Origin of the sequence: Flavobacterium nitrogenifigens (assembly GCF_003254565.1) — a bacterium.
GTDB lineage: Bacteria > Bacteroidota > Bacteroidia > Flavobacteriales > Flavobacteriaceae > Flavobacterium > Flavobacterium nitrogenifigens.
The window spans coordinates 30,588-48,444 of sequence record NZ_QJRI01000163.1 but is presented as its reverse complement, the minus strand read 5'-3'; the positions used below and the strand labels follow the sequence as shown (position 1 = coordinate 48,444).

Here is a 17,857-nt window from a genome sequence, read left to right as displayed (position 1 = left end):
CTGTTAGATTAAGTTCTAACAGCTTTTTTTGTTGCTTTTGTTTACAGAAAGGTATAATTATTGAGCGTTAACAATTCATTTAAATAATCTTACATAAAATAATTACTATTTTTGGAATGATTTCAAAAAAACACCTAACATTTACCATGCGAAAAATACAGATCCAGATCTTTCTTTTATTTTTTATCGGTTTTCAGGTTTCGTTTGCTCAGCAGCCACAAAAACCAAATTCAGTTGAAATTTACAATCAAATCAAAAAGTTAAACTTTTTAGGTTCTGTATTGTATGTTGCCGCACATCCTGATGATGAAAATACCAGAATGATTTCGTATTTAGCCAATGATATGAATGCTAGAACAGGTTATTTGTCATTGACTCGTGGTGATGGAGGACAAAACTTAATCGGACCTCAATTGCGTGAACTTTTAGGTGTAATAAGAACTCAAGAATTGATTGAAGCTCGAAAAATTGATGGAGGAGAACAATTCTTTTCTAGAGCAAATGATTTTGGTTTTTCTAAAAATCCTGATGAAACTTTAGACATTTGGGACAAAAACAAAGTCCTTGCCGATGTGGTTTGGACAATACGAAAATTCCAGCCAGACATTATCATCAATCGTTTTGATCACCGTTCGCCAGGTACAACTCACGGGCATCATACTTCGTCTGCTATGTTAAGCGTTGAAAGTTTCAAACTTACAAACGATCCTAAAATTTATCCTGAACAATTAAAATACGTTTCGCCTTGGCAGGTAAAACGCCAATTCTTTAATCCGTCTTGGTGGTTTTATGGAAGTCAAGAAAAATTTGATGCCGCTGACAAATCAAAGTTTACAAAGCTTGAAACAGGTGTTTATTACACGGGAATCGGAAAATCAAATCAAGAAATCGCAGCTTTAAGCCGAAGCCGTCACCAATCGCAAGGTTTTGGAAGTACGGGTGTTCGAGGTGAAGAAACTGAATATTTGGAACTTATAAATGGAGAAACTCCAAAAGAACGCGATAATTTATTTGACGGAATAGATACAAGTTGGAACCGTGTTAAAAACGGAAAACCAGTTGGCGATTTAATTGCTGCAATTATTTCAAAATACGATTTCAGCCATCCTGCTGCAAGTATTCCAGATTTAGTTAAAGCATATGCCATGATTCAAGCATTAGACGATACACATTGGAAAGAGATTAAATCGGCAGCTATAAAAAACATTATTGCCTCTTGTTCAGGTTTATATCTTGAAGCTGTTGCCAGTGAACAAGAAGCGACTCCAGGAAGTACAATTAAATTAAGCTTAGAAGCTATCAACAGATGTTCTGTAGGAATGGAATTAATGAGTGTAACTACACTTCCAAACAATCAGACAACAGCTCAAAATATTGTTTTAAAAAACAACAATGATCAGAGAATCAATTTGCAATTGCAACTTCCTAACAATATAGAATACACACAACCATATTGGCTAAAAGAAAAAGCTACAGTTGGAATGTATACCGTTTCGAATCAAGAAAACATTGGTATTCCAGATATTATACGAGACACAAAAGTGATTTTTAATGTAAAAGTCAATGATGTCGAAATTCCGTTTGAACGTACTGTTGTGTATAAATACAATGATGGCGTGAAAGGCGAAATGTATAATTTCCTTGATATTGTGCCAGAAGTTACAACTTCAATATTAGAAAGAGTTTTGATTTTTGGAAATACTAAAAGCAAAATGGTCCCAGTAAAAGTTCGTGCAGGAAAAGACGATGTGAAAGGAAACCTACAATTAGAATTACCAAAAAGCTGGACGGTCTCACCAAAAGAAATTCCGTTTGCTTTGGATAAAAAAGGTACAGAACAAATCTTTTATTTTGAAGTAACTCCTCCTGTAAATCCAGAAGAAGTTACTGCAAAAAGTGTAGCAATTGTAGACGGAAAGCGTTTTGACAAAGACGAGACAATTATTGATTTTCCTCATATTACCAAACAAATGGTTTTGAAACCAGCCGAATCAAAATGCATTAGAATTGATTTGAAAATTTCTGGAGATGCCATTGCTTACATTATGGGTGCTGGAGATGAAGTTCCTGAAAGTTTAACCCAAATGGGATATAAAGTTTCTATCTTAAAACCAGAAGAAATTACGCCTCAAAAACTAGATTCTTTCAACACTGTAATTACAGGAATCCGTGCCTATAATACTGTGAATGCTTTAGCAAACAAACAGAATATACTTTTCAATTTTGTCAAAAGCGGTAAAAATATGATTGTTCAATACAATACAAACGGAAAACTGGTTACGGATAAAATTGCACCATATTCGCTAAAATTATCAAATGACCGTGTGACAGAAGAAAATGCTAAAATTACATTCTTAGCGCCAAATCATCCTGTTTTAAATACGCCAAATAAAATCTCTGAAAAAGATTTCCAAGGTTGGACACAAGAGCAAGGTTTGTATTATCCAAATGAATATGATCCTGCCTTCACTCCTATTATTTCATCACATGACAAAGGAGAATCTGCAAAAGATGGCGCTTTATTGGTCGCTCCATACGGAAAAGGATATTATATTTACACTGGTTTGAGTTTCTTTAGAGAATTACCAGAAGGTGTTTCTGGAGCATATAGATTATTATCTAATATTATTTCTCTAAAACAGCCGATTGAAGCTCCAAAACAAGATTTAAAGCAGTAAAAATATGGAAGCCAAAAAGACAAAAAAATGGAAAAAAAGCTACACTTACGTCTTAATCGTTAATGCGATTTACATAGCTATTTTTCTTTTAATCATGCAATTATACTCATAACCTATGCAGCTATTTGACTGGATCGTACTTATTGTAACACTATTATTTATTGTTGGATATGGCTCTTGGAAAACCCGAGGGAGTAAAAACGTTGAAGATTTCATTTTAGGAAACAATGAAACACCTTGGTATACTGTAGGACTTTCTGTAATGGCAACGCAAGCCAGCGCGATTACCTTCTTATCTACACCTGGACAAGCATATCACGACGGAATGGGTTTTGTTCAGTTTTATTTTGGTTTGCCAATTGCCATGATTGTCATTTGTTTGACTTTTATTCCACTTTATCATAAAAGTAAAGTTTTTACTGCATACGAATTTTTAGAACGAAGATTTGATGTCAAAACACGTTCACTAGCCGCCATTTTATTTTTAGTGCAAAGAGGTCTAGGAACCGGCTTAACCATTTATGCTCCAGCTATTATTTTGTCTGCTCTCCTAGGATGGAACTTAACCGGAATGAACATCATTATTGGAGTGATGGTAATTATCTATACTTTTTCTGGTGGTACAAAAGCAGTTAACGTTACGCAAAAACAGCAGATGTTCGTTATCATGTCTGGAATGTTTATTACGTTTTTCTTGATACTGCATTATCTTCCAAACGATATGACTTTCAACAGCGCGTTGCATATTGCAGGCGCAAATGATAAAATGAATATTGTTGATTTTTCTTTTGATCCCGAAGAAAAATATACTTTCTGGAGCGGTATTACAGGAGGTTTCTTCCTTGCCCTAGCCTATTTTGGTACAGACCAGTCTCAAGTTGGACGTTATTTATCTGGTAAATCAGTTCGTGAAAGCCAAATGGGTTTAATAATGAATGGATTGCTGAAAGTGCCAATGCAGTTCTTCATTCTTTTGACAGGAGTTATGGTTTTTGTTTTTTTTCAATTCAATCCAGTACCTTTAAATTTTAATCCGAATAACAAGATTGCTATTGAGAAGTCTCCTTACAAACAGGAATATCATGTCTTAGAAGAAAAATTGGTAAAGCTTTCAGAAGATAAAAAAGTAATAAACTTATTATATATCGATCAGCTAAACCAAGATTACGACAATCCAATTTTGCGTAAAGAATTGGTTGCCTTATCAAACAAAGAAAAAGATCTTCGCGATAAAGCTAAAGAAATCATTTCGAGAGCAGATAGTAATTCAGAAACTAATGATAAAGATTATGTATTCTTTCATTTCATTTTGCATTATTTGCCAAAAGGTCTCATCGGATTGCTATTGGCAGTTATTCTTTCGGCTGCGATGTCTTCTACAGCTTCTGGATTAACCGCTTTGGCTTCAACTACAGCAATTGATATTTACAAACGAAATCAGAAAGAAGAAAAATCAGAAAAACATTATTTGCATGTTACTAAGTTTTTTACTCTTTTCTGGGGAATTGTAGCAATACTTTTTGCTTGTGTCGGAACTTTATTTGAAAATTTAATTCAGCTTGTAAATATTATTGGTTCAATTTTCTACGGAACTGTTCTAGGAATATTCCTTGTGGCTTTTTATACTAAAAAAGTTCAAGCAAAACCAATGTTTATAAGCGCTATCATAAGCCAGCTTACTATTTTTGTGATCTATTATTTTATGATTTATAGCCAGGAAAAATTGGGTTATTTATGGCTTAATTTCATTGGAGCTATTTTGACAATTGTACTGGCACTTTTACTTCAGTTTTTGTTTTTCAGGGGAAAATCAGATGATAATGAATTAATTCTTGAATAAATTATAAATAAGGACATTTGTTAATTAAAATGGATTCTTCCAAAAAAATGCTGATGCCCTAGCCCTGATGGTAGCGGCATCCTTTTGTGGTGGCGTTCACCACAAAAGATATAGCGTACAGCAGGAATTAGCTCCAAAAAATTTATAAATGCAATTTCATTAGAATATAATTCTCCATTTATTGTAAGTAAAAAAGACTATTTTAGTAAGTTGTAAGACTGACCAAAACTAAACCAATCTTAAACTAGATAAATGAAGATTTCAGACGACTTAGAAAAGCTATTGCCTTTTGGATATCTATTTCTGATTTTAATGGGAATACTAAAGGATAGTATATTTTACTACCAATTCGGGATTAATATATTGAGGTATTCTACAATAATGGATATATTAATTAGTCCAATCGCTGAATTTACTTCGAATCCGATTATTTTAGCAGCAATCACGATACTTTTTTTAGCTCATTTTTATCTTCCTTCCTTCTTGGCGAAGAATAAAGATTTGGCATTTGTAAAAAGATCTTTCGAATTAAAATCAACTGACGAATTATCTCCAGAAGAAACTAAAAGCTACTATAATGGTATTGCCATAAAATCTCTTGTAGTTTTTCTATTGTCCTTTTTTTTAGGTTACGGATTAGCTGGCGGATACTTTACTACGAAAAAGCTAAAAGAAAACAAATTAGATTACAGCTATCAGCTGGATTTTAATGAAGGCGAATCTAAAAATGTTTTTATCATTGGAAATAATAGCTTGTATTATTTCTACCTTGTTAAGGGAGACAAAAAAATAAAAATTACTCCTTTAGCATCCATAAAAAACATTGCGCTCAATGAGAACAAAATGATTGACTAAATTTTAGTTTCCTAAAAACGTTATGAAAGATCAAAAAAGATACAGCAACAAAACTAAAGCTGCTTTTATATTACTAATCGTAATGCTTATCATTCTGCTTGGTAACTTTAATACGCTGCGAAATTCCAAAAATGTGAACGATAATATCAATGCGATTTACAAAGACCGATTGGTTGTTGCGCATTATATTTTTCAATATTCAAAAGAACTCCATTTTATAAAGGCTGAAGCTGAAAAGCTGAATTTGAGCGACGTTATCAAAAAAGATGAAATTATTCAAACTCTTGATATTATTCATAACATTGACGATTTATACGCCAAAACAGTTTTAACAGACAAAGAAAAACAGTATTTTGATGCCTTTTTGCTTTCCTGCAAAGAAATAAACAAGCAAGTCGAAAGCAAAAATTGGAATAAAATTGCCTTTTCTAGCGCTGAAGCTTTAAAAACACTTGAATCTCTTTCAGAAATTCAGATTGAAGAAGGAAAAGCAAAACTTGCAGTTGCAAATGCGATGTATAGCAGAAATAATGTACTAGGCCAGCTCCAGATTGCACTTCTTATTATTTTAGGAGGAATTACTTTCTATCTTTTGATTGTAAAGAAAATTAAGCAAAAAATTAAGATTCCAGAACCGCCTAGCATGAATTAGTTTAAGGGTTTATTTAAATTTCCTAGTTTCTTCTGAGATAAGAAGATCGTTTATGCTGGCAAATCTTTTCTGCATTAATCCATTTGCATCAAATTCCCAGTTTTCATTCCCATAGGCTCTAAACCAGTTTCCATCAATATCCTGATATTCGTACTCAAATCGAACAGCAATTCTGTTTTCGGTATGAGCCCAATACTCCTTTTTTAATTTGTAATTTCTCTCTTTTTTCCATTTTTCGGTTAAAAAAAGAATGATTTCATCACGCCCGTTTACAAATTTATCTCTGTTTCTCCATTCGCTGTCTATAGTATACGCTTTTGAAACCCTTTCAGGATCCTGACTGTTCCAAGCATCTTCTGCTAATTGAATTTTTTCTATTGCTGTTTCATGCGAGAAAGGTGGCAATGGCAATTTCTGTTCCATAATAATTAGATTAAAGTTTGAATAATTTTCTTAGTTTGCTCAATAAGTTGATTTGATTTAAAAAGTTGACTTTCTATAATACAACTCTCAAAAAGCAGATACACGTGGTCTGATAAAAGATTATCATTTAAAATTTCATTAAAATAGACACGTAGATCAGCTTTATGATTTTGAATGACATCTAAAATTTTAATATTATCTGATTGAATCTCTGATAGAATATTTAGAAAACTGCAACCTCTATAATTTTCCTTTTTATTCATATAAATTAAGAAATCAAAAGAAGCTAAAATTTTTAGTTTCCTATCCTCTTCTTTTGATGTAAACTTTTGTAATTCTTCAAACCAAAAGAAATGACGCTGATTTAAAAAAGCCACACACAAATCTTCTTTAGATTTAAAGTGCTGATAAAAACTAGCTTTAGCCACTTTTGCCTCTTCAATAATCTGATTTATTCCTGTGGCATTATAACCTTGCGTGTGAAATAAAGTAAATGTTTTTTCTAGTATTCTTTCTTTTGGCAGCATAGCATGGCAATTTATGTTTACAAAGATAAAATATTTTACAAACAAACAGACAAGTCTGTCTATATTTATTCTAAAAAAAATTCCAAAACCCGAAAGTCTTGGAATTTGGAATTTTATATGTTGAAAATTTACAAACTTATCTGCTCCACTCAGCGATACTGTCTTTGTTCAATTTTACGTAATCAGCGTTGTTTGCCGCTTCTGCAGATGCTAAAGAAGCTTTTGCAGTTTCGATTGCGCCTTTTTTATCACCTTGTTTTGCTTGGATTAAAGATTTTAATCTTGAAACATAATAAGGTTTGTCTGAACTCATATCAAGAGCTTTGTCTACATAATTTCTAGCAGTTTCAATGTTTCCGTTTGATTGGAATAAGTATTGAGATGCTGCAAAATAATCATTCCAAGTTGGACCAGCCAAAGCTTTGTCGATACTTGCTGTAGCAATTTTAGCAGTTGGAACTTCAAATTTTAAAGCAACATGAGAGTTTTCCCAAGAAATATCTAAATAACCAAAATTTGGATCTAAACCGTTAATTCCGATTGTAAATGTTTCAACAGGAGTTGGCAAAGCCTCTTCTTTTACAGTAGTTTTTAAAGCTACGTAAGCGTCACTCCAGTTTTCCGGCAACCCCCAGTTGTCTGTAGAAAGATAAAAAATGATATCCCAGCTTTCGATTCTAGGAACTGTATAGATTGCATATTTTCCTTTCTTTAGCGTTTTTCCGTCAATTATAACATCATCGCTAAAGTTAATGATTGTATTCTCGTTAGCTCCAGTTCTCCATAGTTTTCCAAATGGAACTAAATTTCCGAATACAGCTCTTCCTCTTGCTCCCGGTCTTGAATACGTAACTTCAACATCGGTTAAACCAACAGTTTGTTTAATATATCCTTTTGGACTTGCTTGCGGTGTTTTTACTTGTGCTTCTGATGCTAATGGTCCTAAGATCAGGGCTAAAGCAATAAGTATTTTTTTCATTATTTTAAGTTTTATTTTTATTCAAATTTACAAATTCAATCAGGGAACAAATGTTAAATTTTCTATAATTCAACCCTTTAGCTGTGATATTTTTTCAGCATTTAATTCGTTAAAATGTTCTATAACTAAATCAGCTTCAGACAAATCTTGAAGATGAGAATGTTCGCTTTTGTATCCTACACAATAAATTCCGGCACCTTTTGCTGCTTTTACCCCATTTGTACTGTCTTCAATGATAATACATTCTTCTTTTGGAGCAACAGACAATGAAGCTGCGTGAATAAATATAGCTGGATTTGGTTTTGACTGCGGAAAATCTTCACCGCTCACAATATGTGTAAAATATTGATGAAGATTAAATCTCGTAAAAACGCGATCAATAGTAACTTTTGATGCCGATGAAGCTAAAATCAATTGTATGCCATTGTTATACAAATCTTTAATCAGATCTTCCACACCTTCTAAAAGATATAAATCTTCTTTAGTATCAAAAGCATCATTAAAAATGGTTCTTTTTCTCTGAATCAGATCTTCAACTTCCTGCTCTACAGTAGGAAAATAACTTTTTAAAGTCTGAAATGTATTTCGAGTTGAAAATCCTGTAAATGTGGTATACATTTCTTCAGGAACTTCGATATTCAATTCTGAAAATTGTAAATAATAGGCATAACGATGAACGGGTTCCGTGTCAACGATCACGCCATCCATATCAAAAATTACTGTTTTAATCATTTTTTTTTAAAGGTGCTAAGGTTCTAAGAGGCAAAGGCTCTAAGGTTTCTTTCTTTTGTGTTTAACTTTGTCAAAGTTTAAAACTTTGACAAAGTTCGTTTTCAGTTGTATTATTTAAGGTTCAGAAAAATAAGATTCAGTCTAGCTGCTAAAAAACCTTAGCACCTTAGAATCTTAGCATCTCAGAACCTTACTTTTTAAGCAAATATCTAATCACCGTTTCTGCGGCATGCAAACCAAATAATCCTGGCATATAGCTGTTTGTTCCGTAGAATGACTTTTTGAAGTTTTTACCGTCTGTTAATTTTAAGCTTTTCTCGTCTTGAATTTCAGAAGAGAAAACTACTTTCAGTTTATTAATTTTTACTTCTTTTAAACGCTTGCGAATTGTTTTAGAGAAATAGCAATTAATTGTTTTTGAAATATCCGCTACTTTTACTTTTGAAGCCTGCATTTTTCCACCAGCACCCATACTGCTAATGATTTTTACTCTTTTGCGTTTTGCAGCAATAATCAGATTTAATTTTGGAGTAATACTGTCAATGCAATCCAAAACATAATCAAATTCTGGAGAAACAATCTCAAAAGCACGTTCTGGAGAAAGAAATTCTTGAACACGAGTTAGATTTAATTCTGGATTAATATCCATTAAACGATCTCCTACAATTTTAATTTTTGGCTGACCTACTGTTGAATGCAAAGCTGGCAATTGACGGTTAATGTTGGTAATATCCACAACGTCTCCGTCTACAATTGTCATGTTTCCTACTCCTGCTCTTGCTAAAAATTCAGCTGCAAAAGATCCAACTCCTCCTAGTCCAACGACTAAAACATTAGACTTTTGTAAATTTTCTAATCCTTCTTTAGTAAACAAAAGCTCAGCTCTTTCTGTCCATTCTGCCATATATTCTTTTTTGTTGTTTTTATTCTTTTTGTTTCAAGTTTAATGTTTCAAGTTTAATGTTTCAAGTTTTTCTTGTTGTCAGCCTGACAAATCATGTTTTACAATTCGAACACACTTCTATAGTTACTTGAAATAATCTCTTCTAATTCTTTTATTTTTAGTCCTTTATATTCAGAAGTCAATTCGTAAACTTCTTTAATTGATTCTTCAATAGTATCCGTTTCTAAGAAAAAACGATCATTTGGAACATTTTGAAAAACCGACTTCAAATCTGGATTTTTCAATAAATATTTTCCAAATGAAAGATAAAATCCAGCAGCTATTAATTGCTCAGCCAATTGATTATTTTTAGAAAAACCATGAATAATCATGGGAACATTTATCTTCATTTTTTTCTTAATTGCCAAGACTTCCTGAAAAGCGGCAACGCAATGAATCACTACAGGTTTTTTATATTTTTCTGCTAATTCCAATTGTTTTTCAAAAATAGAAACCTGTAACTCAAATGAGACTTCTATTCTTTTATCCAATCCGCATTCGCCAATTGCCAAACAGTTTTTGGTTTGCAGTTTTTCCTCTATAATTTTCAAATCTTCATTAAGCCTATTTTCGTCAATATACCAAGGATGAATTCCTATCGAATAAAATGGAATTGACGCATCAAAATCTTTTGGATATTGATTAACCAATTCTAAAACATCTGATTGATTGGTAAATTGATGCGTATGAAGATTAAAATATTCCATTAATGAAAGGTCTTTACACCAGCTTTAATTTCGATTTTCAGATCATTCTCCTGCGGTACAAGCGGGCAAGAATATTTGTAATTATAAGCGCAATACGGATTATATGCTTGATTAAAGTCTACTGCAATTGTATTTCCTTTTGGAATTTCTAAATCAATATAACGACCGCCTATGTAACTTTCTTTACCAGTTGTTAAATCTGAAAAAGGCAAGAATAAATGATTCTTATATTTTTCCTGAACTATAAGATCTAAACTTTGGTAAACGGCAAGTTGAAACGCTTTTCCGTTTATTTTGAAGTTTAAGGTTCCATATTTAATGTACTTTGGAGTATATTTTCCCGAAGTTTTCATTTCAAAAACTTTTCCCCCTTTAGCTTTTACTAAAGTCGCATTAACAAAATACGTTTCAGAAATAGGAAAAAAATCTAAGCTTTTAAAAGTTTTTAGATCTTCAGCCATCAACGGACTTGTCTTAGGGTCAGCAAATTCCGAATTGATTTTCTTTTGAAATTTTTGTACATCAGCTTTATTAAACTTTTTTTGTGCAAAAGCAAAATTAAAAACCAACAATAAAGCTACGGCGTTTATAGTTTTCATTTTAGAAATTTTATGCAAAAATAGTTCAAAAGTAACAAAACAACAACCACTTAACGAGACAAAGTTTCCTAACTTTGTGACGATAATCTATCACTCAAAATGCTTAAAAACGCCCTAACTCACTACATTAACAACTTTCGAGGTTTTACCAGAGAAGTTTGGATTCTTGCCATCATCACTTTTATCAACCGCGCTGGAACAATGGTTCTTCCTTTTTTATCAAAATATTTGAAAGAAGATCTTCACTTTTCGTACAATCAAGTGGGATGGATTATGGTTGCATTTGGTTTTGGGTCAATGTTGGGATCGTGGCTTGGAGGTAAACTATCAGATAAAATAGGGTTCTATAAGATTATGATTTTTAGCTTATTTACAAGCGGTGTTTCTCTTTTCTTCGTACAATATATTACTACTTTTTGGGCACTTTGCGTAGCAATGTTTGTTCTTATGACCATTGCCGATATGTTTAGACCTGCAATGTTTGTTTCTCTTGGAGCTTATGCTAAACCAGAAAATAGAACTCGCGCTCTAACACTTGTACGCCTTGCTGTAAATTTAGGTTTTGCAGCGGGACCTGCCCTTGGCGGTTTAATTATTATGGGAATGGGATATTCAGGTTTGTTTTGGGTCGACGGTGCTTCTTGTATTATTTCAATCTCTATTTTCGCTCTGCTCGTAAAGGAAAAGAAAAAAGCTACTCACGACGATAAAGCAGAAAGCGCTACCGATGTAAAATCGGTTTTTCATGATAAAATTTTCTGGGTTTTCTTATTCGTTAGTTTTATTACAGCTATGATTTTCTTCCAGTTATTTACTACTCTACCTTTATATCATAATGAAAAATTTGGCTTAAGCGAATTTCAAACAGGTCTTTTAATGACTTTAAACGGTCTTTTGATCTTCTCTCTAGAAATGCCAACTGTTGGATTTTTAGAGCGAAAAGCTTTTCCTAAAATTAGAATTATAATAGTTGGCTCTTTTGTAATGGCATCGAGTTTCTTTTTACTTCTTATTAATTTCTGGGCAGGAATATTGGTTGTCAGCATGGTTTGTATTTCTATTGGTGAAGTTCTCACTTTCCCGTTTTCCAATGCATTTGCGCTAAGTCGTGCACCGCGCGGACAAGAAGGACGATACATGGCACTTTATACCATGAGTTTTAGTCTTGCTCATATTGTGAGTTCTAAACTCGGCTTCGAGATTATTACCCGATTTGGCTATCAAACCAACTGGCTTTTTATGGCCTGCATGGGTGTTCTTGCGACAGGATGCTGTATCTGGATTAAAAATGCTTTACTTAACCCAAAAGCTTCCTAAACAACTTTTAACTTTTTAAAACACTATAATTCAATTTATTACCATTAAATTTGAATTGCTTTTTTGCGTCTAAAATCGAAATCAAACTTAATTTTTAGTTAAATAACTATTTTTATAGTTGCGTAACTAAAAAAATAGTTGTAGGTTTGAATTAAAATTAAAGAAGATGCAGAAGTTAACAAACAAAGAAGAAGAAATTATGATGATTTTATGGAAGCTGAAAAAAGCTTTTGTAAAAGAAATTCAAGCTGAAATAACTGAAGACCAGCCACATTACAACACATTATCTACTATTGTGCGTAATCTGGAAGAAAAAGGATACGTTGGGCACAATGCCTTCGGAAACACACATCAATACTTTCCGATTGTACCAATTGAAGATTACAGAAAAGGATTTATGAAAACCGCAATCGATAATTACTTTAATAGTTCTTATAAAAGCATGGTGTCCTTTTTTGCTAAAGAAGAAAAAATTTCAGCAGATGAATTACGCGAAATTTTATCGATGATCGAAAATAAAAAAGAAGATAAATAATTCAGATTATGGAAGCACTTTTCATCTATATTATCAAATCAAGCAGTTTAATGCTTTTGTTTTATTGCGCATACTATTTCTTACTTCGCAAAGAAACATTCTTTAATAGCAACAGATGGTTTCTTTTGTCTGGTTTAATTGTATCAGCAATCTTACCATTAGTAACTTATACGAAGGTAATATGGATAAATGCGGCTCCACAATTTGATACCGATTTTCAGAATTTCGTATCAAACACATCTCAAGACGAATCTTCAGAGTTTAATTGGAACTTTTTCCTTCTTGGGATTTACGCTTTAGGTCTTTTAATTTTTCTAATAAAATTGGCAATCGATTTTTATAGTTTGAATTCCATTATTAAAGGAAAAAAAATCAAACAGCAAGCCGATTTCAAATTCATAGATATAAACGAAAACATTGCTCCTTTCTCCTATTTTGAATATATCGTGTACAACTCATCACTGTACACAGCTTCAGAATTGGAAAACATAATTGAACACGAAAAAGTGCACAGCGATCAAAATCATACATTCGATGTGCTGATTTCGAGAATATTCAGCATTATTTTCTGGTTTAATCCAATTGTTTGGTTTTACAAAAAAGCAATAACTCAGAATTTAGAATTTATTGCCGACAGCGAGGCAGCGAAAAAACTTTTAGACAAAAAAGCTTATCAATATACGCTTTTAAAAATAACAACACACGAGAATTGTGTTGCAATCACTAATCATTTTTATCAATCATTAATCAAAAAACGAATCGTCATGTTAAACAAAAATCAATCAAACAAAAGAAATTCTTGGAAGTATTATGCGGTAATCCCAGCACTTGCTGCATTTGTATTATTATTTCAAATTGAAGTAATTGCAAAAGAAAGACCACAAACTGTAAAATCAGCATCTACCGAAATTGAAGCCGTTGATGTTTACACCATTCAAAAGAACACTACTGATTTAGAGCTAAAAAGAATCAAAACGCAATTAAAAATGTTGCACAATGTTGAATTTGAAGCTTCTAGAGTCAAAAGAAACTCAGCAAATCAGCTAACTTCACTTAAAGTTGAAATAGCTTATGAGAATCAAAAATCTCAATCTATCCAAACAGGCGGAAAAGTTGCCATTAAAGATTTCGGGATAGTTGTTGTTACTGGAAAAAATGGCGCAAAAAGAACTGGTATCAAAACCTATGATGAAAAAAGCGCTGTAAGTCAAAAAGTTGCTTTAAATGAAAAGGCAAACAATTCAGAAGTTAAAAATACAATTACTAATACAGAAACCCATGTTAACACTAATTCTATTACTAGTACAAAAACTGACAGTAATACTAATTCAAATATTAGCACTACTGTAATCATAAATAAAGATAATAACACTAAAGTTATTACAACTGGAGGCACAACTGTTGCTGTTTCAAATGGCACGAAAACGAATGTTAAAGCATCTAGCCCACTTGTAATTGTTGACGGTGAAGAAATGCCTTCTGGTTTTGATTATAATAGCATTAAACCTAAAGATATTGAATCTGTAAATGTTTTAAATGGAGTTAATGCGACTGAACAATATGGAGATAAAGCTTCAAACGGAGTAATCGAAATTGTAACCAAGAAATAATTCGTTTCTAATTTTTAAATAGAAAAAATGCAAAAACTAACCAACAAAGAAGAAGAAATCATGCATATTTTATGGAAGCTAAAAAAGGCTTTTGTAAAAGAAATTCAAGCAGAGATTTTAGAAGATCAGCCGCATTACAACACTTTGTCGACCATTGTTCGTAATCTGGAAGAGAAAGGTTATGTTGCGCACAATGCTTTCGGAAATACGCATCAGTATTATCCAGCTGTAAGCATTGAAGATTATCGAAAAGGCTTTATGAGTACTGCAATTGATAATTATTTTAATAGTTCTTATAAAAGCATGGTTTCTTTTTTTGCTAAAGAAGAGAAAATTTCAGCAGACGAACTACGAGAAATCTTAGATATGATCGAAAATCCAAAAGAAGGTAAATAATCAGAATAATATGGAAGCACTTTTCATTTTTATCTTAAAATCAAGCGGGTTATTAGCAATGTTTTATTTTGCTTACATTTTTTTACTTCGCAAAGAGACTTTTTTCAACAGCAGCCGATGGTTTCTAATTGCTGGTTTAATTACTTCTATTGTACTGCCTTTTGTAGTTTACACCAAAGTGATTTGGATTGAAGCACCTCCTGCACTTGCTCCTGCTCCAATTATAACAACTACGGAAAATGCTATAAAAAACATTCCAATTTCAAGTCAAGATGCCATTGTTTACACACCTCAATACAAACCAACGACGGTTACGGTTGTTGAGGAGGAAAATTTTGAAATCAATTGGAGTTTAGTTCTTGCTGTAGTTTATGGAATTGGTTTCTTGGCTTTTCTAATCAAATTTGCACTAGATTTTTACAGCTTAAACTCTGTTTTGAAAGGAAAGAAAATTGAACATCAAAATGATTTTAAATTCATTGATGTAGATGAAAACATTGCTCCCTTCTCCTATTTCGATTACATTGTATATAACTCATCACTATATACAGCTGCAGAATTAGAGAATATTCTGGAACATGAAAAAGTGCACAGCGATCAAAAACACACAGTCGATGTTTTGATTTCGAGAATCTTCTGCATCCTATTTTGGTTCAATCCAATTGTTTGGCTTTATAAAAAAGCAATTTTGCAAAACCTAGAATTTATTGCTGACAGTGAAGCTTCTAAGAAAATTGCAGACAAAAAAGCGTATCAGTACACACTTTTAAAAATCACAACGCATGAAACTTGTGTTGCAATCACCAATCATTTTTATCAATCATTAATCAAAAAACGAATTGTCATGTTAAACAAAAATCAATCAAAGAAAAGAAACTACTGGAAATATTCGGCAGTAATTCCTGCTCTTGGTGCATTTGTTCTTTTATTTCAGATAAAGACCATTGCACAGGAAAAGAAACAAAATGAAGCTGTTATTCAAAGAGATACCATCAAAGATTCTGATGAAACCATCAAAATAACAAAAAATACAACCGACAAGGAATTAAACGAACTTCCTGGAAAGTTAAAAACAAATCATAATCTTGATGTTGAGATTTCTGATGTAAAAAGAAATACTAAAGAAGAATTAACTGCAATTCAGATCAAAGTAAAATCGGATTCTGGCAAAAAACAAACTATAAAGATCGACGGAGACGAAGCCATAAAAGATTGTGAGTTGGCTATTGGAACAGATGAAAATGGAGCCAAAGCTATTGTTATCAATACTGATAAAAATTTTAGAACACCAATAATTATCAGAAACGAAAAAGTTATCGTTCGTAATGGAGATATCGTTCCTCCAACACCTCCAACACCGCCTTCATTTCCTTCAGGACCACTGCCTCCTGCTCCTGCAGTTGACATGTCAAAAATGCCAAAACCTCCAGTTGCTCCTAAAAATCCAAAAGATAAAATTGCTATGGCTAAATTTGAAAAAGACATGGAAGCTTTTGAAAAACAAATGGAAGCATGGGGACCTCAGATGGATGCATATGAGAAACAAATTGAAACTATTATGTCTCAAAGAGAAGCTATTTATGAGAAAGAAATGGCTAAGTATGAAATTGCTATGGAAAAGTTTAGTGCAAACATGGAAAAATTTAACTATGACTTTAAATTTAACTTTGGAGATGATTCTAAAGACTATGAAAATAGCATGAAGCAATACGAACAAGACATGAAACAGTATGAACTTGATATGAAACAGCATGCCAAAGACATGAAGCAACATGCAAAAGACATGAAACAACATGAGAAAGATATGAAACAGCATGAAAAAGACATGAAAGAAATGGAAAAACAAAACAAAAAAGCATAATCGCATTATTTTGAAACATAGAAAAAACCAGCACTCAAAAACGCTGGTTTTTCAGAATTTAAATACTTTACATTTTACTGCTAAAAGACTTTGCTTCAAACACAAAGTCTTTTTTTTGTATCTTTGCCGAAACAAATCTACCATGTATAAATTATTAGCTAAACTAAATAAACTACTTTTGCCAAGCTTTACCAAACAAGGTCTGGATATTTCTAAAGCAAAGAAATGGCAAATGGCAATTATTGGTTATCGCGCCTATGTTACAAAAAAGGCATTGGGCAATTAATTTAGAATACATTTTTATTTATCCGACAGAAATAAGCTTTTTAGTATTCTGTCTTATTTTTTTATGAAAAACAGAGAAATCAGTCTATCTCCTGTTCCAGCAGTATTATTAGCAATTATCAGCGTTCAATTCGGTGCGGCCATCGCAAAAACACTTTTCCCAACAATAGGCTCAGCAGGCACAGCATCAATGCGTATTGGCATTTCAGCATTAATTTTATTATTAGCTTACAGACCAAATTTAAAAATCATAACAGCAAAACAGTGGAAAATTGTAATTCCTTATGGTTTATCATTGGGTGCTATGAATTTAATTTATTATCTCGCTATAGAAAGAATTCCAATTGGCCTAGCTGTAACCTTAGAATTTGTTGGCCCGCTAATACTTGCAATAGTAGGTTCTAAACGCTTGGTTGATTATTGCTGGGTATTACTTGCAGCAATTGGCATCTTGCTAATTGCACCTTGGACAAATAATCGTTTAGATTCTTTTGGAATCTTATGCGCTCTTTTGGCTGGAGCTTTTTGGAGTGCTTACATCGTCTTAGGAGGTAAAGTTTCAAAAATAATGAATGATGGCGATGCTGTAACTATAGGAATGTTATTTGCTGCGCTTCTAGTTCTTCCTTTCGGTTTTCTAGAAAATGGACTAAACAACCTTACGCCAAAACTATTTGGAATGGGTATTGCTCTTGCCCTTTTATCAAGTGCTATTCCGTTTACCTTAGAAATGAAAGCTTTAGGAAAACTTCCGCCTCGTACTTTTAGCATTTTAATGAGTTTAGAACCAGCAGCAGCTTCTATCTGTGCTTTTATTTTTCTAAAAGAGAGTTTAAACTTTTATGAAATTCTCGCTGTAATCTGCGTTGTTATTGCTTCTGCAGGAAGTACTTTGACTGCAAAAAAATAAGTTTAGAA

18 protein-coding genes are annotated in these 17,857 nt (G+C 32.6%); 11 read left to right on the top strand and 7 right to left on the bottom strand.

Features of this window, described 5'->3' with window-relative positions:
* The first annotated feature begins 146 nt into the window (after nucleotides 1-146).
* The 4 genes from DM397_RS04255 (at nucleotide 147) to DM397_RS04240 (ending at nucleotide 6,025) form a co-directional block, all read left to right on the top strand.
* Nucleotides 147-2,678: a PIG-L family deacetylase gene (locus DM397_RS04255; RefSeq protein WP_111376351.1), complete on the top strand. Its 2,532-nt coding sequence runs from the start codon at nucleotides 147-149 to the stop codon at nucleotides 2,676-2,678.
* A 115-nt stretch (nucleotides 2,679-2,793) separates the two neighbouring features.
* On the top strand, nucleotides 2,794-4,518 hold the full coding sequence (locus tag DM397_RS04250; protein WP_111376350.1) for a sodium:solute symporter: 1,725 nt from the start codon (nucleotides 2,794-2,796) through the stop codon (nucleotides 4,516-4,518).
* 252 nt (nucleotides 4,519-4,770) lie between these two features.
* A complete protein-coding gene (locus DM397_RS04245) occupies nucleotides 4,771-5,373 on the top strand; it encodes a hypothetical protein (protein ID WP_142479068.1) in 603 nt (200 codons plus the stop codon).
* A gap of 22 nt (nucleotides 5,374-5,395) precedes the next feature.
* Nucleotides 5,396-6,025 (top strand): MCP four helix bundle domain-containing protein, encoded by a 630-nt coding sequence (locus DM397_RS04240; RefSeq protein ID WP_111376348.1) that lies wholly within the window; start codon nucleotides 5,396-5,398, stop codon nucleotides 6,023-6,025.
* A 9-nt stretch (nucleotides 6,026-6,034) separates the two neighbouring features.
* Here DM397_RS04240 and DM397_RS04235 read toward each other — a convergent pair whose 3' ends face one another.
* The 7 genes from DM397_RS04235 to DM397_RS04205 form a co-directional block, all read right to left on the bottom strand.
* On the bottom strand, nucleotides 6,035-6,448 hold the full coding sequence (locus tag DM397_RS04235; protein ID WP_111376347.1) for a nuclear transport factor 2 family protein: 414 nt from the start codon (nucleotides 6,446-6,448) through the stop codon (nucleotides 6,035-6,037).
* A gap of 5 nt (nucleotides 6,449-6,453) precedes the next feature.
* Nucleotides 6,454-6,975: a TetR/AcrR family transcriptional regulator gene (locus DM397_RS04230; RefSeq protein ID WP_111376346.1), complete on the bottom strand. Its 522-nt coding sequence runs from the start codon at nucleotides 6,973-6,975 to the stop codon at nucleotides 6,454-6,456.
* A 136-nt stretch (nucleotides 6,976-7,111) separates the two neighbouring features.
* Nucleotides 7,112-7,954, bottom strand: a complete 843-nt coding sequence (locus DM397_RS04225; RefSeq protein ID WP_111376345.1) for a DUF2911 domain-containing protein — start codon at nucleotides 7,952-7,954, stop codon at nucleotides 7,112-7,114.
* 69 nt (nucleotides 7,955-8,023) lie between these two features.
* On the bottom strand, nucleotides 8,024-8,686 hold the full coding sequence (locus tag DM397_RS04220; protein ID WP_111376344.1) for an HAD family hydrolase: 663 nt from the start codon (nucleotides 8,684-8,686) through the stop codon (nucleotides 8,024-8,026).
* A 190-nt stretch (nucleotides 8,687-8,876) separates the two neighbouring features.
* Nucleotides 8,877-9,590 (bottom strand): tRNA threonylcarbamoyladenosine dehydratase, encoded by a 714-nt coding sequence (locus tag DM397_RS04215; protein ID WP_111376343.1) that lies wholly within the window; start codon nucleotides 9,588-9,590, stop codon nucleotides 8,877-8,879.
* A 98-nt stretch (nucleotides 9,591-9,688) separates the two neighbouring features.
* The gene (locus DM397_RS04210) at nucleotides 9,689-10,336 is read right to left on the bottom strand and encodes a TatD family hydrolase (RefSeq protein ID WP_111376342.1); all 648 of its coding nucleotides are present in this window, start codon (nucleotides 10,334-10,336) and stop codon (nucleotides 9,689-9,691) included.
* Entirely contained in the window at nucleotides 10,336-10,935 is a 600-nt protein-coding gene (locus DM397_RS04205) for a DUF1684 domain-containing protein (RefSeq protein WP_111376341.1), read from the bottom strand. Before DM397_RS04205 ends, DM397_RS04210 begins: the two co-directional genes overlap by 1 nt.
* A gap of 99 nt (nucleotides 10,936-11,034) precedes the next feature.
* On the opposite strand from DM397_RS04205, the gene DM397_RS04200 reads away from it, so the two are divergent.
* From DM397_RS04200 to DM397_RS04170, 7 genes are all read left to right on the top strand, one after another.
* Nucleotides 11,035-12,252 carry an MDR family MFS transporter gene (locus tag DM397_RS04200; RefSeq protein WP_111376340.1) on the top strand — a complete coding sequence of 406 codons (1,218 nt, stop codon included), beginning with the start codon at nucleotides 11,035-11,037 and terminating at the stop codon, nucleotides 12,250-12,252.
* 166 nt (nucleotides 12,253-12,418) lie between these two features.
* Nucleotides 12,419-12,787 carry a BlaI/MecI/CopY family transcriptional regulator gene (locus DM397_RS04195; RefSeq protein WP_066034576.1) on the top strand — a complete coding sequence of 123 codons (369 nt, stop codon included), beginning with the start codon at nucleotides 12,419-12,421 and terminating at the stop codon, nucleotides 12,785-12,787.
* A gap of 8 nt (nucleotides 12,788-12,795) precedes the next feature.
* On the top strand, nucleotides 12,796-14,397 hold the full coding sequence (locus tag DM397_RS04190) for a M56 family metallopeptidase (RefSeq protein ID WP_111376339.1): 1,602 nt from the start codon (nucleotides 12,796-12,798) through the stop codon (nucleotides 14,395-14,397).
* Nucleotides 14,398-14,424: 27 nt separating this feature from the next.
* The gene (locus tag DM397_RS04185) at nucleotides 14,425-14,793 is read left to right on the top strand and encodes a BlaI/MecI/CopY family transcriptional regulator (protein WP_008468912.1); all 369 of its coding nucleotides are present in this window, start codon (nucleotides 14,425-14,427) and stop codon (nucleotides 14,791-14,793) included.
* 10 nt (nucleotides 14,794-14,803) lie between these two features.
* On the top strand, nucleotides 14,804-16,654 hold the full coding sequence (locus DM397_RS04180; RefSeq protein ID WP_111376338.1) for a M56 family metallopeptidase: 1,851 nt from the start codon (nucleotides 14,804-14,806) through the stop codon (nucleotides 16,652-16,654).
* Between the two features lie 142 nt (nucleotides 16,655-16,796).
* A complete protein-coding gene (locus DM397_RS04175; RefSeq protein ID WP_111368963.1) occupies nucleotides 16,797-16,940 on the top strand; it encodes an SsrA-binding protein in 144 nt (47 codons plus the stop codon).
* Between the two features lie 63 nt (nucleotides 16,941-17,003).
* Complete coding sequence (locus tag DM397_RS04170) at nucleotides 17,004-17,849, top strand: EamA family transporter (RefSeq protein WP_111376337.1); 846 nt, start codon at nucleotides 17,004-17,006, stop codon at nucleotides 17,847-17,849.
* Nucleotides 17,850-17,857: the final 8 nt, after the last annotated feature.

Coding starts and splice junctions, on each gene's coding strand:
- DM397_RS04255 (WP_111376351.1), top strand. CDS start 147: ATGCGAAAAATACAGATCCAGATCTTTCTTTTATTTTTTATCGGTTTT.
- DM397_RS04250 (WP_111376350.1), top strand. CDS start 2,794: ATGCAGCTATTTGACTGGATCGTACTTATTGTAACACTATTATTTATT.
- DM397_RS04245 (WP_142479068.1), top strand. CDS start 4,771: ATGAAGATTTCAGACGACTTAGAAAAGCTATTGCCTTTTGGATATCTA.
- DM397_RS04240 (WP_111376348.1), top strand. CDS start 5,396: ATGAAAGATCAAAAAAGATACAGCAACAAAACTAAAGCTGCTTTTATA.
- DM397_RS04235 (WP_111376347.1), bottom strand. CDS start 6,448: ATGGAACAGAAATTGCCATTGCCACCTTTCTCGCATGAAACAGCAATA.
- DM397_RS04230 (WP_111376346.1), bottom strand. CDS start 6,975: ATGCTGCCAAAAGAAAGAATACTAGAAAAAACATTTACTTTATTTCAC.
- DM397_RS04225 (WP_111376345.1), bottom strand. CDS start 7,954: ATGAAAAAAATACTTATTGCTTTAGCCCTGATCTTAGGACCATTAGCA.
- DM397_RS04220 (WP_111376344.1), bottom strand. CDS start 8,686: ATGATTAAAACAGTAATTTTTGATATGGATGGCGTGATCGTTGACACG.
- DM397_RS04215 (WP_111376343.1), bottom strand. CDS start 9,590: ATGGCAGAATGGACAGAAAGAGCTGAGCTTTTGTTTACTAAAGAAGGA.
- DM397_RS04210 (WP_111376342.1), bottom strand. CDS start 10,336: ATGGAATATTTTAATCTTCATACGCATCAATTTACCAATCAATCAGAT.
- DM397_RS04205 (WP_111376341.1), bottom strand. CDS start 10,935: ATGAAAACTATAAACGCCGTAGCTTTATTGTTGGTTTTTAATTTTGCT.
- DM397_RS04200 (WP_111376340.1), top strand. CDS start 11,035: ATGCTTAAAAACGCCCTAACTCACTACATTAACAACTTTCGAGGTTTT.
- DM397_RS04195 (WP_066034576.1), top strand. CDS start 12,419: ATGCAGAAGTTAACAAACAAAGAAGAAGAAATTATGATGATTTTATGG.
- DM397_RS04190 (WP_111376339.1), top strand. CDS start 12,796: ATGGAAGCACTTTTCATCTATATTATCAAATCAAGCAGTTTAATGCTT.
- DM397_RS04185 (WP_008468912.1), top strand. CDS start 14,425: ATGCAAAAACTAACCAACAAAGAAGAAGAAATCATGCATATTTTATGG.
- DM397_RS04180 (WP_111376338.1), top strand. CDS start 14,804: ATGGAAGCACTTTTCATTTTTATCTTAAAATCAAGCGGGTTATTAGCA.
- DM397_RS04175 (WP_111368963.1), top strand. CDS start 16,797: ATGTATAAATTATTAGCTAAACTAAATAAACTACTTTTGCCAAGCTTT.
- DM397_RS04170 (WP_111376337.1), top strand. CDS start 17,004: ATGAAAAACAGAGAAATCAGTCTATCTCCTGTTCCAGCAGTATTATTA.